The organism is Pseudoalteromonas tetraodonis (assembly GCF_002310835.1).
In the GTDB taxonomy this organism is placed as follows: domain Bacteria; phylum Pseudomonadota; class Gammaproteobacteria; order Enterobacterales; family Alteromonadaceae; genus Pseudoalteromonas; species Pseudoalteromonas tetraodonis.
In genome coordinates this window covers 2,692,909-2,709,291 of sequence record NZ_CP011041.1, presented here as the reverse complement: position 1 = coordinate 2,709,291, position 16,383 = coordinate 2,692,909, and the positions used below count along the sequence as shown (strand labels likewise).

Genomic DNA, 16,383 nt, shown 5'->3' with positions numbered 1-16,383 from the left:
CTTTTTTATTGAGGATGATTTATGAGTAGTGAGCAACAGGAAGTCGCGCAGTTTATTAACAAGCAAGCACCATTTTCAATGTTACAGGACAGCGCCTGCAGTTATTTTGTTAACCATCTCGATAGTATTTATTTGACCCGAGAAAACCAAACGCAATGGCTTAACAGTGAACAGCCTAAATTATTTTTAATCCGCTCCGGGTTATACGATTTAGTCGATGCCAAAGGCGATACGGTAACGCGTTTAACTCAAGGTGATTACTTTGGTTACCCCTCTTTACTAACGGGAGATGCAATTCAAAACAGTTTAGAAGTACAAAAAGAGGGCATAGTGTATATGCTCGACCAAACGCATTTTGATTATTTACGCCGAGAATATAAAGCCTTTGAGCAATACTTTGTCCGTGCACATGCAAATCGATTACTGTCATCGCATTATAAGAGCAACAACGACAGCTGGTCTGAGCGTAAAATTTCAGAGATCATGACTCGCAAAGCGATAACGCTGCCCCCCGATGCCAGCATCCGTCATAGTGCTAAAAAAATGCAAGAGCATGGGGTTTCTTCAATAATGATCACCGAAAACTCGCACCTTGTTGGGGTGGTTACTGACCGTGATTTACGTAATCGAGTGCTTGCTGATGAGGTGGACCCCGCGCAAGCTATCAATAGTATTATGACCAATAAGCCTAAGTTTATATTTGAAAATAATCGTGTGTTTTCAGCGCTACACTTAATGCTTAAGCATAATATTCATCATTTACCTGTGCTTGATGAAAATCATAAACCGCTAGGTATGATCACTAGTACAGACTTACTACGCCAACAAAAAAGCGACCCTGTCCAGCTCATTGGTCGTATTTATAAAGCGCATAATGTCGCTGATTTAAAGCGTTACGCTAAAGAAATTCCTGAGTTATTAAAGGGGTTTTCTAATAATATTGATGATATTTCACTGATTGGAAAACTACTCAGCGGTTTAACCGATGCGCTAACCTCGAGGCTAATATTTTTATTTCAACAACAACATGGTGTTGCACCTACGAGCTTTAGCTTTATTTGTTTTGGCTCTCAAGCGCGCGAAGAGCAAACACTGCATTCTGATCAAGATAACGGCTTGTTATTACCCGATGGTCTAAACGATGAGCAGCACGCGTACTTTAAACAAATGGGTGAATTTGTTTGTGAAAACTTAGTTGAATGCGGTATTCGTCGTTGCCCTGGTAACATTATGGCCAGCAGTGATGCGTGTCGAATGAGTGTTAGTGATTGGCGGGCGAAGTTTTTAAAGTGGATCACCAGCCCCACACCCCAGGCAATGCTCAACTGTAAAATATTTTTTGATCTGCGTTTTATTGAAGGATCAACCACGCTTTATAGCCAGTTTTGTGAAGAGTTAACCCATATTTCTCGCAACGATCTTTTTTATGCGGCAATGGCCAGCGATGTGAATACCAACAGCGCGCCGATTGGGTTATTTAATAACTTTAAAACTGAAAAAACCGAGCAGCATCACAAATACATCGATCTTAAAAAACGCGGGGTTGTGATCATTAACGATCTGGCAAGGCTGTATGCATTAAAAGTAGGCATCCGCCGTGCTAACACCCAAGAGCGGTTAGACGCTTTATTAAAGTATTCATTGTTAAGCAAAGAAGATATTTATAATTTAAAAGATTGTTGGCGATTTTTAACTCAGCTTCGGCTGCGCACACAAATAAACGAAGAGGGGTTACCCAGCAATTGTATAAACCCAGATAAGCTCAATTCGTTAGAGCGTCATCAGCTTAAAGAAGCGTTTTACCTAGTAAAACAAGCGCAGCAAGGCGCGGCGTTTAAATTTGCGCGTGGGAGTTTGTAACAACAATGGTTAAGCAGCTTATTACTCGTTATTTAAAGCGCCGCCACTTGCTCATGCAAAGTGCTTTAAAGCAACGTTACTTAGTGATTGATTTGGAATTAACAGGGCTTGATCCTAAACAACATGAAATTGTCTCGGTTGCTTGGGTACTGATTGATAACGAATGTATCAAAAACAGTCAGTCGCAGCATTTGGTTAATAAAGAGGTGAAAAGTCTAGAGCAGAGCCCCGTTTTTCATGGCATTAGTACTGACTCGGTGGCACAAGGGCAAAGTTTACAAAGCATTTTAACGTCTTTAAGCGCTCACTTTAGTGACTGTATTTTAGTATTTCATAATGCCATGCTCGATTGGGGTTTTTTAAAGTTAGCACTAAAAAATGCAGGGATCACCCAGCGCCCCAAGTTGATTATCGACACCTTACAAATAGAAAAAAAGCGTCTGCTAAAACATAGCTCAGATATAAAATTAGACGATTTAACTCTTAATGAATGCCGTAAACGCTACGACTTACCAAGCTATCATTGTCATCACGCCCTTACCGATGCACAAGCCACTGCTGAGTTGTTATTAGCCCAATGCCATCAGATAAGCGCCGGTAAGGAGCTCAAAGTAGGCGAGTTGACATAGGTTGGGCAGAGCGAAGCGAAACCCAACCTAACTATAAAGAATACATAAATACTAGATTACTGAGGCAGTTTACTTTTGTTTTTATTTGTATAACTATGGGAACGTGTGATTTATTATGAATTCAAGGAACGAATATGAAACTTATCATCGCTATTTTTATTACCTTATTCCCTCTTATTACTTTTGCTAATTCAAGCGTGCCAGCTAATCGTCACATTGCAGTGCAGGGGTCAGCTGAGGTATTTGTTGAGCCTGATATGGCTCAAATTATATTTGAAGTAAAAAGCACTGAAGATACATTCCTTGAGGCTAAACGTGAGCTTGATGGCCGGATTAGCTTGTTACTTGAACAATCAGACAAATACGGTTTTGGCCAAGACGATGTTTATATATCTGGTTTAAAAAGCAAGGTATACACTATGATTGGTACAGAATCTGGGACTGTTTCAGGCGATAAGTATTTAGCCCTGAAAACAGTTAAAGTCACATTAAAAGATATTAAAAAAGTCGATGAATTTATTAATTTTTCTCAAAGCTTAAAAATAGACAATATCGAAAAAATTAATGGTTTATCCTCTAAAGTTAATCAGTTAGAGGCAGAGGCAACACAATTAGCAATCGATAACGCAAAAGCGAAGGGAAATAAGCTCGCTCAAGCTTTTGGCGCTGAACTTGGCAACGTTTACAGTATCAGTGCAAATTCCAGCAGCTCAGATTACGATTATGACGCGGGCGGTGTTAAGCACATTATTTTATCTAGCCACAGAAATAGTATGGTTGCTAGTAATAACGAGAATCCATTTATGCAGCAGCAATATTTAGGCGCAACAATAAGCGTTAAAGCATCAATAAAGGTGGTGTTTGATTTAAAACTAAAATAGCAAACAGTGCAAATACCCACTAGCAGGGCTAAAAGTAAAAGTGCAGTGTGTGTTGATTATGACGTTAATTTAAAGTTTCTAATGCTTGGCTCTTATAATCACAGGCAAGGTCGATTACAATACCGCCATCTAAAAGGCGACGCTGCCTTTCTCTGTACGTAACTAGAGTGGATTTTATATTTCATGGCAATCAAACTTGCAATTAATGGTTTTGGTCGTATTGGTCGAAATATTGTCCGTGCACTATACGAATCAGGCTTAAGCGACGAGATCAAAATTGTTGCAATTAACGAACTAGCCGACCCTGAAGCTATTGCCCATTTATTAAAATACGACACCTCTCATGGTCGTTTTGCTTTTCCAGTTAAACTAGGTGAAGACACTATCAGCGTTGCTGATGACACCATTGCGTTATTTTGTGAACAAAATCCAGTTGAATTACCGTGGCAAACGTTAGATGTTGACGTGGTGCTTGAATGTACGGGGGTTTACCACTCACGTGAGCATGCACAGTTACATTTGACTGCGGGCGCAAAAAAGGTGCTGTTTTCACATCCTGCGGATAATGATGTTGATGCCACTATTGTTTACGGTATTAATGACGATGAGCTTAAAAGCGAGCATACTATTGTCTCTAATGGCTCGTGTACAACTAACTGCGTCGTTCCTGTTATTAAAGTACTCGATGATGCCTTTGGCATTGAATCAGGTGCTATTACGACCATTCATGCGTCAATGAACGATCAGCAAGTAATTGATGCGTATCATCATGATTTACGCCGTACGCGTGCCGCCAGCCAGTCTATTATTCCTGTAGATACAAAATTAGCCCGTGGTATAGACCGTATTTTACCTAAATTTAAAGGTCGCTTTGAGGCCATTGCGGTCCGTGTACCGACCATTAATGTGACGGCGATGGATTTAAGTGTCACGGTTAATGCAGATGTAGATTTAAGTGCGGTTAATAATGCGCTTAAAGCACAAGCTAAAGACCGCCTTGAAGGTATTTTAAGTTACACCGAAGAGCCGTTGGTATCGGTTGATTTTAACCATGACCCACATTCTTGTATCATAGATGGCACACAGACACGTGTTAGTCATAAACGACTGATAAAGTTATTAGTTTGGTGTGATAACGAGTGGGGGTTTGCGAATCGCATGCTCGATACCGCGCGTGCTATGATGGCATTTAAGTAATATTTAAAACGTATTTTTCAGGTTCAGTATCGTTAACTAAGGAGATGTTCATGTCGGTCATTAAAATGGCAGATTTAGATTTAAACGGCAAACGCGTATTAATTCGTGAAGATTTAAATGTACCCGTTAAAGCAGGAAAAGTGACGTCAGATGCACGTATTCGTGCTGCGTTACCTACTATCAAACTAGCGTTAGAGAAAGGCGCGAAAGTGATGGTTATGTCACACCTTGGCCGTCCTACGGAAGGGCAATACGAAGAAGAGTTTTCATTGGCTCCGGTTGTCGATTACTTAAATGATGCACTTGAGCAAACAGTTCGCCTAGAAAAAGATTACTTAAACGGCGTTGATGTTGCAGATAACGAAGTCGTTGTTTTTGAAAACGTGCGTTTTAATAAAGGCGAGAAAAAAGACGACGAAACCTTATCAAAGCAATTAGCTGCATTATGTGACGTGTACGTAATGGATGCTTTTGGTACTGCGCATCGCGCACAAGCATCAACGCATGGTGTAGGTTTATTTGCTGATGTAGCGTGTGCCGGTCCATTATTATCGGCTGAACTTGAAGCGCTAGGCAAAGCACTTGATAACCCAGCACGCCCATTAGTGGCGATTGTGGGTGGCTCTAAAGTGTCAACTAAGTTAACCGTACTTGATTCGTTATCTAAAATTGTTGACCAGCTTGTTACCGGTGGCGGTATTGCTAATACCTTTATTGCCGCTGCAGGTTATCCTGTAGGTAAGTCCCTTTTTGAAGCTGACTTAATGGACGAAGCTAATCGCTTATGTGCAGCAGCAAAAGCTAACAATGGTGAAATTCCAGTACCGACTGATGTTGTTGTGGGTAATGAATTCTCAGAATCAGCTGTAGCAACACTTAAAGATGTAAGCGAAGTTACCAGCGACGATATGATTTTTGATATTGGCCCTGATACAGCAAACAAACTTGCAAAAATTATTGCTAATGCGGGCACTGTTGTATGGAATGGCCCAGTGGGTGTGTTTGAGTTTGATCAATTTGGTAATGGCACTCGCGCTATTGCAAAAGCGATTGCTGATTCAAGCGCATTTTCTATTGCTGGTGGTGGTGACACCCTAGCGGCAATTGATAAGTATGGCATTAGTGATAAAGTATCGTATATCTCTACAGGTGGTGGTGCGTTCTTAGAGTTTTTAGAAGGCAAAAAACTACCTGCAGTTGCAATGCTAGAATCACGCGCTAAATAATACCTTTGGGTATTAGCTAGCCGTAAAGCAGATGTGCTTATTTCACATCTGCTACAATTAACGAGTAAATACCTCTCACTTTTATTTAGTCGTTAATAATATGAATTTTAGGCCATTTGCCTTTTAATTCATGGCGCAGTGATTGCGCCAAACTAACAAATCCGTTCAAACTAGGTAGTAAAATAACTACCGATAAATTGGAGAATACCCAATGGCTTTAATCAGTATGCGACAACTTCTTGATCATGCCGCAGAGCATGGTTACGGTGTACCCGCGTTTAATGTAAATAACCAAGAGCAAATGCGTGCAATTATGGAAGCGGCTGATAAAACAAACAGCCCAGTTATTGTACAAGGTTCTGCGGGCGCACGTGCGTATGCCGGTGCACCTTTTATTCGTCATATGATTTTAGCGGCAGTTGAAGAATGGCCACATATCCCCGTGGTTATGCATCAGGATCACGGTACATCACCAGGTGTATGTCAACGTTCAATTCAGTTAGGTTTTTCATCAGTAATGATGGATGGCTCGTTAATGAGTGATGGTAAAACTCCGTCAAGCTACGATTACAACGTTGATGTAACACGTAAAACAGTTGAAATGGCACATGCGTGTGGCGTATCTGTAGAGGGTGAGCTAGGTGTATTAGGTTCACTTGAAACTGGTGAAGCGGGTGAAGAAGATGGTGTTGGCGCTGAGGGTAAACTTACCACTGAGCAAATGCTAACAAATCCAGAAGAAGCGGCAGACTTTGTAAATAAAACCCATGTTGATGCGCTGGCTATTGCCTGTGGTACATCACACGGTGCCTACAAATTTACTCGTCCACCAACCGATGACATTTTAGCAATTGATCGTATTAAAGAAATTCACGCGCGTATACCAAATACCCACTTAGTAATGCATGGTTCGTCTTCTGTTCCACAAGAGTGGTTAGAAGTGATCAACCAATACGGTGGCGAAATTCCAGAAACTTACGGCGTGCCAGTTGAGCAAATCGTTGAAGGTATTAAATATGGTGTGCGTAAGGTAAACATTGATACTGACTTACGTTTAGCGTCTACCGGTGCGATTCGTCGTCATTTAGCGATGAACCCGTCTAACTTCGACCCACGTAAGTTTTTAGCTGCTGCAACCCAAGCAATGACTGATATTTGTATCGCTCGTTACGAAGCGTTTGGTACGGCGGGTCAAGCAAGTAAAATTAAGCCAATTTCATTAGATGAAATGCACCTTAAATACTTAAGCGGTGAGTTAAACCCAAAAATAAAATAATGAGCCAATAACGGCGATACTCTCGCACTCATTATAAAAAGCCAGTTGCTTACGCACTGGCTTTTTTGATCTGTAAGAGATCAGTATTTTACTTACCGATAAATCTGGGATCACTCGATTACTAACTAACCTTATCTGGGATCATTACTTTACTAAGTGAAGGGCTTAAAGTGACGCATTTTGTACTTTTAAGTGTCGAACATCATAATTAATGGATAAAAATCACACAGTAAATCATTGGTTTAGCTTTGTTAGTGGGTAAAATAGTGATCCGAAAAGGGATCTGCTTGATAAAACTCTGATCCTTGTATTTAAGATCATAATAAACCTGATCTAAATAGGTGCCGACTTTTATTATTAAGCCTAAAAATAGCTGCTAGTTAGTAATTTGATGATCCCAAGTTAATATCATAAATAGTGCCTTTAATAACGACTCACTTTACTGCAAACCACTTTTTTATTTACTGCTCAAGATGGTAAAAATATGACATATTCAATTTTTTGTTACTATTTTGTGTTTTTTTTAGTCTCATTTTAATTTAGACGTTACACTTTAATAAAAATGTCATACTTAGTCATAATAATGAAACCTACTCAATAGCCTAAGAGATAAATTGGAATGTCACGTAAAGTATTAGTCGTTGATGACGAAGCACCTATCAGGGAAATGTTGGTTTTTGTTTTAGAACAAAATGGCTTTCAAGCCATTGAGGCAGAAGATTATGATTCTGCAATAGCCGCAATGGTCGAACCTTATCCAGATATGGTGTTACTCGATTGGATGCTACCTGGTGGTAGTGGAATTCAAATCGCTAAAAAATTCAAACAAAATGAACACACACGCCAAATCCCTATCATTATGCTGACTGCTCGCGGCGAAGAAGAAGACAAAATACGCGGTTTAGAAGTCGGTGCTGATGATTACGTTACTAAGCCGTTTTCACCTAAAGAGTTAATGGCGCGTATCAAAGCGGTTATTCGCCGAGTAGCACCTACCTCTTTAGAAGAAGCAATTGAAGTGCACGGCCTGCGCTTGGACCCTATTTCGCATCGTGTTACCTCAGGGGGCAGTGAGCTTGATATGGGGCCAACCGAATTTAGACTATTACACTTTTTTATGACCCATCCAGAGCGGGTTTACAGCCGTGAGCAACTGCTTGATCATGTATGGGGCACGAATGTGTATGTTGAAGACAGAACAGTAGATGTTCATATTCGTCGCTTGCGTAAAGCGATTGCTACGCTTGGACACGACCGCTTAGTACAAACGGTACGCGGAGCTGGTTATCGCTTTTCGAGTAAATTATAGTGTGCTTACAATTAAGCTTACTTAGTTAAGTAGCAATCTATTAACCTAGCTCAGTCAACTTGTCTGCTAGCGTTTATAAGGTAAAGAGCGTGTATGTATCGAGTTATTAACAAGCAGGCGCTAACAAAGCGGCTGTTTGTCTATTTTATACCTTTACTTTTAATTGGGATGCTTATTGGTGCCCCATTTTTGATGTTGTTTTTGGGCGCTTTTTCGCTACTTATGTGGCATTACCATCAACTTTATCGTTTAAGTGATTGGCTGCATAATCAGCGCAGCTTTAACCCACCTGAAGGTGAGGGGTCGTGGGAGCAAGTATTTGAAGGCATCTATCAGCTGCAACATCGTAATCGTAAAAAGCGTAACGAGCTGGCAGAGCTGATACGCCGTTTTCGTGACGGTGCTGAGGCGGTGCCTGATGCTGTTGTTGTATTGCAAAACGATTTATCAATTGTGTGGTGTAATCAACTTGCACTCAAAGTGTTAGGGTTACAATGGCCGGTTGATCATGGTCAGCGTTTAGATAACCTCATTCGCGATCCTAAATTTGCTAAATATATGCGCCGTAAAGAGTTTAGTGATGCACTGGAGCTTGAAAGTGGTCACAGTGTTGAGCAAGTTCTTGAATTTAGGGTGATGCCTTATGCTAACACTCAGTTATTGGTGGTAGTACGCGATGTCACCCGTTTAAAGCAGCTTGAGCAGATGCGTAAAGACTTTGTTGCTAATGTGTCTCATGAGCTCAGAACTCCTTTAACGGTTGTTACCGGCTACCTTGAAATGCTCGACAGTGATTCGCTCCCTCCGCCTGCAATGTGGAATAAAGCACAAACTACCATGCTAGAGCAATGTAAACGCATGGATAGTTTAGTGAATCAGTTACTTTCGTTATCACGTATTGAAGGCGCAAAACGCCACAGTAATGATAAGGCAGTAAATGTACCGCAATTGCTAAAACTGATTGAAACTGAAGCACAGTCTATAAATCAAGATAAAGGCCATCAACTTTTTTTTAATATTGATGCGTCACTTGATATTACCGGTGCTGAGGATGAGCTCAGAAGTGCGTTTTCAAACTTAGTATTTAATGCCATTCATTATACTAAGCCAGGTGGTAAAATTGAGGTGTGTTGGCAGCGCAACAATGAACAGGCATGTTTTAGTGTTACCGATAATGGTGATGGTATTGCACCAGAGCATATAAATCGCTTAACTGAGCGTTTTTATCGGGTCGATAAAGCCAGAAGCCGCACCACAGGTGGCTCAGGATTAGGCTTAGCAATTACTAAACATGTACTTACTCGCCATGGTAGCCAATTAAAAATTAACAGTGAACTGGGTAAAGGCTCCTGTTTTTCTTTTGCGTTTTCAAGCGATAGGCTGATCTCTATTTCGCCATTAGTGACGAGTAATACTGCTAGTCATAAAAGTGTCATTTAAGAGTCACACCATTGTCATGTACTCACTTTAGAGTGAACCGCAGTTAGGAAATGGGACGAACAAACTGGAGAACCCCAAAATGAAATTTAAAAACTTAGTTGCCGCAATGGGTGTGGCTGTTACAACATTTGTATCTGCGCAAGCAGTAGCATTAGAAGACGGTATGCCTGAGTATCAAAAAATTAGCGGTGTATCAGGTAATTTTTCATCGGTAGGGTCTGATACGTTAGCCAACATGATGACCTTTTGGGCTGAAGAATATAAGCGTATTTACCCAAATGTAAATATTCAAATTCAAGCGGCAGGTTCGTCTACTGCGCCACCAGCATTAACAGAAGGAACGGCAAATTTAGGTCCAATGAGCCGTGCTATGAAGTCGAAAGAAATTGAAGCATTTGAAAAGCGCTATGGCTATAAGCCAACACAAGTACGTGTAGCAATTGATGCATTGGCGGTATTTGTTCATAAAGATAACCCAATTGAAGGGCTGCGTATTGACCAAATCGATGCTATTTTCTCATCAACACGTAAATGTGGCGCACCAGAGCAAGTAAACCGCTGGAGTGATGTTGGTCTAGAAGGTGATTGGGCTGCAAAAGACGTGCAATTATATGGACGTAACTCAGTATCAGGGACTTACGGTTACTTTAAAAAGAAAGCCTTATGTAAAGGCGATTTTCGTAATAACGTGAACGAGCAACCGGGTTCAGCTTCTGTTGTACAGTCAATTTCAGCATCACTAAATGCCATTGGTTATTCTGGTATTGGTTATAAAACATCGGGTGTGCGTACTGTTCCGTTATCTAAAAAAGGTACTAACTTTGTTGATGCCACGCTTGAAAACGTAGCTCAAGGTAAATACCCACTTTCACGTTTCTTATATGTTTATGTAAATAAACACCCAAATAAGCCACTTGGCCCAGTTGAAGCTGAGTTTTTAAAGATGGTACTTTCGCAAGAAGGTCAAAAAATTGTAGAAAAAGATGGTTATGTGCCACTTTCTGCAAAGCTAGTTGAAGTTGAGTTGAAAAAGTTAGGCTTAAAATAAACCGCTAATAATTAAAAAACCGCTCAAATGAGCGGTTTTTTTTGGTTTACAATTTATGCCGATTGATATTAGTCAGCTTTACTTAAGTTTTCAGCTTGTACTTTGCATTGATTATACGCTTCGATGCATTTAGATGAGCAAACCTGTGACTTAAGGCTGTCGGTGGTTGTTTGTTGTTCACAGCTGGTTTCGCATTGATAACTTTGCTGAGCGCATTGGTTAAGTGCTGGATTACCTGCTTGGCTTTGGCACCCTGCCAATGCTGCAAAAGAAAAAGCCACTAGAGTGGTTTTAATAAAAGTTTTCATACTTATCCTTAAAGTGAGGCTACACCAGTATTAAACTTCAACCTGTATATTGTCGATTAATCTAACACTCCCTAAAAAGGCGGCAGCTAAAATAACAAATCGTGTATCTTCGAGTGTAGCAGCTTTTAATGTATCTCGTTGAGCTATCGAAAAATAATCTGGTTTTAGCCCTGCGCTTTCTAAAGTCGCTTTAGCATCAGCTTCAAGAGTAGCAAACGCTTTATTTCCGCTTTTTAGTTGCTGCGCACAGTGATTTAAAGTGTTGAATAAAATCGTAGCGGTTTGCTTTTCATCACTTGATAAATACCCATTGCGTGAGCTCATGGCAAGGCCGCTAACTTCACGCATCGTTGGCACACCAATAATTTCTACTGGTATCGACAAATCACGGGCCATTGTTTTAACAACTTGCAGCTGCTGAAAGTCTTTTTCACCAAAGCAGGCGTAATCAGGTTGGACTAAGTTAAATAGTTTAGTGACAACTGTTGCTACACCTTTAAAATGACCAGGACGTGAGCCGCCGCAATAGCCCATCGAAATACCTGGTACATCAACAAAACTTTGCACCCCTAAGCCATTTGGGTAAATAGCCTCTACACTGGGGATAAACAAAATATCCGTTTCAAGATCGGCTAAACCTTGTTTATCGGCATCTAAGGTACGCGGATAATTGTCTAGATCTTCGTTAGCACCAAATTGCATCGGGTTAACAAAAATACTAACAACGACTTTGTCGGCCAGTGTTTTTGCTTTTTCTACCAACGAAAAGTGACCGCGGTGCAGGTTACCCATAGTAGGTACTAGTGCAACACTTAAACCCGCTTGGCGCCAAGCTCTTATTTGACTGCGTAATGATTTAATTTCAGTGATTGACTGCATTATTTAAACTCGTGTTCAGCGCTTGGAAAAACGCCGCTTTTAACATCGTTACAATACTTTTTAACAGCGGCAGGCATGTTGCCTGTTTCGAGTAAAAAGTTTTTTGAAAATTTAGGAATGTAGCCTGCAGAAATACCGACTAAATCGTGCATAACCAAAATTTGGCCATCGGTTACATTGCCCGCACCAATCCCTATAGTCGGAATGCTTAATGAGTCAGTAATACGTTTTGCTAAGGCACTTGGAATACACTCAAGCACGAGTAGTTGAGCACCGGCTGCCTCTAATGCTTTTGCATCGGCAATAATTTTTTGTGCTTGTGCTTCTTCACGGCCTTGAATTTTAAAACCACCAAATACGTGCACAGATTGCGGCGTAAGCCCTAAATGCCCACACACCGGAATACCTTGCTGAGTAAGTGATTTAATGCTGTCATGCAGCCATTCGCCACCTTCAAGCTTGATCATATTAGCACCTGCGCGCATCAACTCTGCGGCATTTTTACACGCATCATTTGGATTTGCATAGGTCATAAACGGTAGGTCGGCAATAACAAATAGGTCACGGCTTCCAGCGCGAACACAGCGAGTATGGTACGCAATTTCTTGGTTTGTCACAGCGAGTGTGTCATCGCCACCTTGTAATACCATTCCCAAAGAATCACCGACTAAAACAACTTCAACGCCATTCTCATGAAATAACTTAGCAAAACTGGCATCATAAGCTGTTAACGCAGTGATTTTATTACTTTCAGCCTTCATTTTATTCAAAGTTGAAACGGTTATTTTAGACATAATATTCTCGCAGACATAAGCATTAGTTAATTACAGCGGTAATTGTTGTAAGTCGTTAAGCGGTAGGTTATTTGCTATCTGTTTGATAGATGCGCCGCTTGGTAAAATAAGTTCGGGTGCAATTTCTTGCAGCGGGTAAACAACAAATTCTCTCTCGTTTAACCCGTAATGAGGCACCGTTAAACGTTTAGTATTTATAACCTGCTCACCAAATAATAAAATATCAATATCCAGTGTGCGTGCGCCCCAACGCTCAGCTTTTCTGACTCGACCATGCTCCAGCTCAATGGCTTGCGTTAAATCAAGTAACTGCTCTGGCTGTAGCGAGGTATTGATACAGGCAACCGCGTTCACGTAATCGGGTTGATCTTGTGGCCCCATAGGCTTGCTCGCATAATAATGTGAGCAAGCGATAAACTCGCTGTTAGGCAAGTTTTTAAGTGCAACAACAGCATCATCAAGTTGTTTTTTAGGTGTATTAAGGTTGGCACCTAAGCCTAAATAGACACGTTGCATTCTTTACTCAGCTGGTTTTTTAGTGGTGCGGCGACGAGGACGCTTACGTGGTTTTGGTCCACCTTGATGACCTAGCTCTCGCACCATTTCTTTTTGGCCATTAATATCTTGACTCAAGTACTGTGTCCACCACTGTGCAAGCTCTGTATGCTCAGTTTCACCGGCATCAACACGCAGTAGTAAAAAGTCATAAGCGGCTTTAAAACGAGGCTGTTGTGTTAAGCGATAGGCACGTTGGCCTGCACGTTTGTCTAAACGTTGTTGAATATGCCAAATATCACGGGCGCCTAACGTAAAGCGTTTTGGTACTGCAATATGCTGAGCGTTCTCACTAAGTACTTTATTAATTGCTTGGGCAAAGGCATCGTATTCAGAGAGTTGTTCTTGACGTCGAATTTTTTCAGTACGTTCAACCAATGGAAACCACAGTAACGCTGCAAATACAAACGCAGGGGTGACTTTTTTCTCTGCATTAATGCGAATGTCAGTGTTTGCAAACATTTGCTTGATGAAGGTTTCTTCAAGCCCGCCAGGGTTTTTATCTAAAATTCGGTCAAGTTCTGGGAACAACGATTTAAATAACCCGTATTTGCGCAGCATTAAAAAGTTTTGTTGTGCTTTGCCGTTTAAAAACAGCTTGAGTATTTCTTCAAACAAACGTGCCGGTGGAATGTTATCAAGCAAGCTAGCTAAAGCGGTTATTGGCTTTTCGCTTGCAGGTGCTATTTGCATATCGAGTTTAGTAGCAAAGCGCACTGCACGAAGCATACGCACGGGGTCTTCACGATAGCGTGTTTCAGGATCGCCAATTAACTCAATTTGTTTTGCCTTTATGGCCGCTAAACCATTGGCGTAATCATAAATACAAAAATCATTGATTGAGTAATATAAGGCATTGATTGAAAAATCACGACGCTCGGCATCTTCTTCAATGCTGCCAAATACGTTGTCGCGAAGTAGTTGCCCATGTTCGCTTGATTGGCTAATTTGATTTTTGTCTTCTTGTGCTTCGTGATGGCCGCGCATGGTGGCCACTTCAATAATCTCACGACCAAAAACAATGTGCGCTAAACGAAAGCGGCGGCCAATTAAACGGCAGTTACGAAACAGTTTTTTAACTTGCTCAGGGGTTGCATTGGTTACAACATCAAAATCTTTGGGTTGTTGACCTAACAATACATCGCGAATGCAACCACCAACTAAGTAGGCATCATAGCCACCATCTTTTAGGCGATAGAGTACTTTGATTGCATTTGGGCTAAATTGTTTGCGAGAAATACCATGCTCACCTCGAGGGATCACCAACGGTTCACTGCTGATTGCGACATCTTCGGCACTGGCATTCGGGCCGATAATTTGTCGACAAAATTGAAAAAGCTTGGAAATAATAGTCTGTCTCCTAGAGAAGCGGTTGATTGACTCGCCATTGCAATCAAAATGACAACAAGTACCTTCTCATAGAGCTGTACTTACTGTTTTATGTAATTAGCATATATTTAGGCGGCTATCATATACCAGCAAGGTGGAAAAATTAAGTTTCAGTGCTGAAATTAAGCCATTTTTAACGATTTTATTTGAATTTGTTATACCCAATCCGCGAAAGAGCGTTAAATCTGTATTTCACGCGTAGTGGGAACGCGGCTTAAGTTAAAATGTGCCACGCCCCAAGCAAGTAATTGCTCTGTGGTTAAATCCATAAGTTGGTCGTGGGTTGGCAAACCTAAAAAGTTAAATACCGCTATCAAAGTCGGTTTGGGATTTTGTTTGCAAATAGCGGGGGCGTAATTTTGTTTAGAGAGTTTAAATCCAGGTTTTGCTACCGCTAAAGGTAAATGAGCAAATTCTGGAATAGGGTTATTAAGTTGCTTAAACAGACTTATTTGACGGGCGGTAGGTTCAAGTAGATCAGCGCCTCGTACAATTCGATTGATCCCTTGCTCAATGTCATCAATAACCACCACCAGTTGATAGGCAAATAAACCGTCGCTACGTTTTATAATGTAATCTTCATGGGCCAGAGCAGGGTCAACGTCAATACGCCCCTGAATAAGGTCGTTATAAGTCACAGTTGCATGGCATTGAGTTAAGCGAAGGGCATGACCCTGTTCACTGAGTTGGCTATGTTTACATTGCCCTTGATAAATTCCACCTAGCGCTTTTATTTGCTTACGAGAGCATTGGCAGGCATAAATAAGCTGTTGTTTTGACAGTGAGTTTACTGCATCTTGATAAATAGTAAGACGCTGTGTTTGATACACAACGTTTTCATCCCAATTAAGGCTGTAGGCGTCTAAGGTATTTAGGATATCGGTGGCTGCGCCTTTAACAACGCGAGTGGTGTCTATATCTTCAATGCGTACTAACCATTTCCCTTGGTTAACTTTTGCATCTAGGTAGCTACCTACAGCCGCCACAAGTGAGCCAAAATGTAACGGCCCCGAAGGAGACGGTGCAAATCGGCCGCGATAGTCAGATACTTGCGCGGTAACGGCTGTAGAAGACATGGCTATAACTTAATTAGCCGCGTCCAGCTTGTTTTTCTTTAATTTCGGCAAGTGTTTTACAGTCTACGCATAAATCAGCAGTAGGACGTGCTTCTAAACGACGAATGCCAATTTCAATGCCACAAGACTCACAAAAACCAAACTCGTCTTCTTTAATTAAGTTGATTGTTTTTTCAATTTTCTTAATTAATTTGCGTTCGCGGTCACGAGTACGAAGCTCTAATGAGAACTCTTCTTCTTGTGCTGCGCGGTCAACGGGATCAGGAAAGTTAGCTGCTTCGTCTTGCATGTGTGACTTAGTACGATCAACTTCGTTCCGTAAATCATTACGCCAAGTTTCTAAAATTGTTTTAAAATGAGCACGTTGTGCTTCATTCATGTACTCTTCACCCGGTTTTTCTTGGTATGGTTCTAAACCGGCTTGAGCCAATAAACCATGTCTTTTTTGGTCTGGCATAACTCTCTCCTAAATCCTTAATTTAATGCCTCAGCATTAGCCGGCGGTATAAATAACAG

General features: G+C 41.1%; 16 protein-coding genes. 9 read left to right on the top strand and 7 right to left on the bottom strand.

Annotated elements, in window-relative coordinates; all coding sequences use genetic code 11:
* The first annotated feature begins 21 nt into the window (after positions 1–21).
* From PTET_RS12680 to PTET_RS12640, 9 genes are all read left to right on the top strand, one after another.
* Positions 22–1,860, top strand: a complete 1,839-nt coding sequence (locus PTET_RS12680) for a DUF294 nucleotidyltransferase-like domain-containing protein (RefSeq protein WP_013465753.1) — start codon at positions 22–24, stop codon at positions 1,858–1,860.
* Between the two features lie 5 nt (positions 1,861–1,865).
* Positions 1,866–2,489 carry a 3'-5' exonuclease gene (locus PTET_RS12675; RefSeq protein ID WP_096038720.1) on the top strand — a complete coding sequence of 208 codons (624 nt, stop codon included), beginning with the start codon at positions 1,866–1,868 and terminating at the stop codon, positions 2,487–2,489.
* A gap of 134 nt (positions 2,490–2,623) precedes the next feature.
* Positions 2,624–3,370: an SIMPL domain-containing protein gene (locus tag PTET_RS12670; protein WP_096038719.1), complete on the top strand. Its 747-nt coding sequence runs from the start codon at positions 2,624–2,626 to the stop codon at positions 3,368–3,370.
* A 183-nt stretch (positions 3,371–3,553) separates the two neighbouring features.
* Positions 3,554–4,567, top strand: a complete 1,014-nt coding sequence (gene epd, locus PTET_RS12665; protein ID WP_016900482.1) for an erythrose-4-phosphate dehydrogenase — start codon at positions 3,554–3,556, stop codon at positions 4,565–4,567.
* Between the two features lie 50 nt (positions 4,568–4,617).
* Positions 4,618–5,793 (top strand): phosphoglycerate kinase, encoded by a 1,176-nt coding sequence (locus tag PTET_RS12660; protein ID WP_096038718.1) that lies wholly within the window; start codon positions 4,618–4,620, stop codon positions 5,791–5,793.
* A 211-nt stretch (positions 5,794–6,004) separates the two neighbouring features.
* Positions 6,005–7,069, top strand: coding sequence for a class II fructose-bisphosphate aldolase (fba, locus tag PTET_RS12655; protein ID WP_008111197.1), 1,065 nt, complete (start codon positions 6,005–6,007; stop codon positions 7,067–7,069).
* 619 nt (positions 7,070–7,688) lie between these two features.
* Positions 7,689–8,378 (top strand): phosphate regulon transcriptional regulator PhoB, encoded by a 690-nt coding sequence (phoB, locus tag PTET_RS12650; RefSeq protein WP_013465747.1) that lies wholly within the window; start codon positions 7,689–7,691, stop codon positions 8,376–8,378.
* 93 nt (positions 8,379–8,471) lie between these two features.
* The gene (gene phoR / locus PTET_RS12645) at positions 8,472–9,818 is read left to right on the top strand and encodes a phosphate regulon sensor histidine kinase PhoR (RefSeq protein WP_096038717.1); all 1,347 of its coding nucleotides are present in this window, start codon (positions 8,472–8,474) and stop codon (positions 9,816–9,818) included.
* 79 nt (positions 9,819–9,897) lie between these two features.
* Complete coding sequence (locus PTET_RS12640; RefSeq protein ID WP_013465745.1) at positions 9,898–10,866, top strand: PstS family phosphate ABC transporter substrate-binding protein; 969 nt, start codon at positions 9,898–9,900, stop codon at positions 10,864–10,866.
* A 68-nt stretch (positions 10,867–10,934) separates the two neighbouring features.
* Here the strand turns inward: PTET_RS12640 and PTET_RS12635 are convergent, their stop codons facing one another.
* The 7 genes from PTET_RS12635 to dksA form a co-directional block, all read right to left on the bottom strand.
* Positions 10,935–11,174, bottom strand: coding sequence for a hypothetical protein (locus PTET_RS12635; protein WP_013465744.1), 240 nt, complete (start codon positions 11,172–11,174; stop codon positions 10,935–10,937).
* Positions 11,175–11,204: 30 nt separating this feature from the next.
* Positions 11,205–12,053, bottom strand: a complete 849-nt coding sequence (gene panC / locus PTET_RS12630) for a pantoate--beta-alanine ligase (protein WP_016900475.1) — start codon at positions 12,051–12,053, stop codon at positions 11,205–11,207.
* On the bottom strand, positions 12,053–12,847 hold the full coding sequence (panB, locus tag PTET_RS12625; protein WP_016900473.1) for a 3-methyl-2-oxobutanoate hydroxymethyltransferase: 795 nt from the start codon (positions 12,845–12,847) through the stop codon (positions 12,053–12,055). Before panB ends, panC begins: the two co-directional genes overlap by 1 nt.
* A gap of 30 nt (positions 12,848–12,877) precedes the next feature.
* Positions 12,878–13,363 (bottom strand): 2-amino-4-hydroxy-6-hydroxymethyldihydropteridine diphosphokinase, encoded by a 486-nt coding sequence (gene folK / locus PTET_RS12620; protein ID WP_016900471.1) that lies wholly within the window; start codon positions 13,361–13,363, stop codon positions 12,878–12,880.
* Between the two features lie 3 nt (positions 13,364–13,366).
* The gene (pcnB, locus tag PTET_RS12615) at positions 13,367–14,665 is read right to left on the bottom strand and encodes a polynucleotide adenylyltransferase PcnB (RefSeq protein ID WP_024602358.1); all 1,299 of its coding nucleotides are present in this window, start codon (positions 14,663–14,665) and stop codon (positions 13,367–13,369) included.
* A 305-nt stretch (positions 14,666–14,970) separates the two neighbouring features.
* Entirely contained in the window at positions 14,971–15,867 is an 897-nt protein-coding gene (gluQRS, locus tag PTET_RS12610) for a tRNA glutamyl-Q(34) synthetase GluQRS (RefSeq protein WP_096038716.1), read from the bottom strand.
* A gap of 13 nt (positions 15,868–15,880) precedes the next feature.
* On the bottom strand, positions 15,881–16,324 hold the full coding sequence (gene dksA, locus PTET_RS12605; RefSeq protein WP_013465738.1) for an RNA polymerase-binding protein DksA: 444 nt from the start codon (positions 16,322–16,324) through the stop codon (positions 15,881–15,883).
* Positions 16,325–16,383 lie beyond the last annotated feature (59 nt).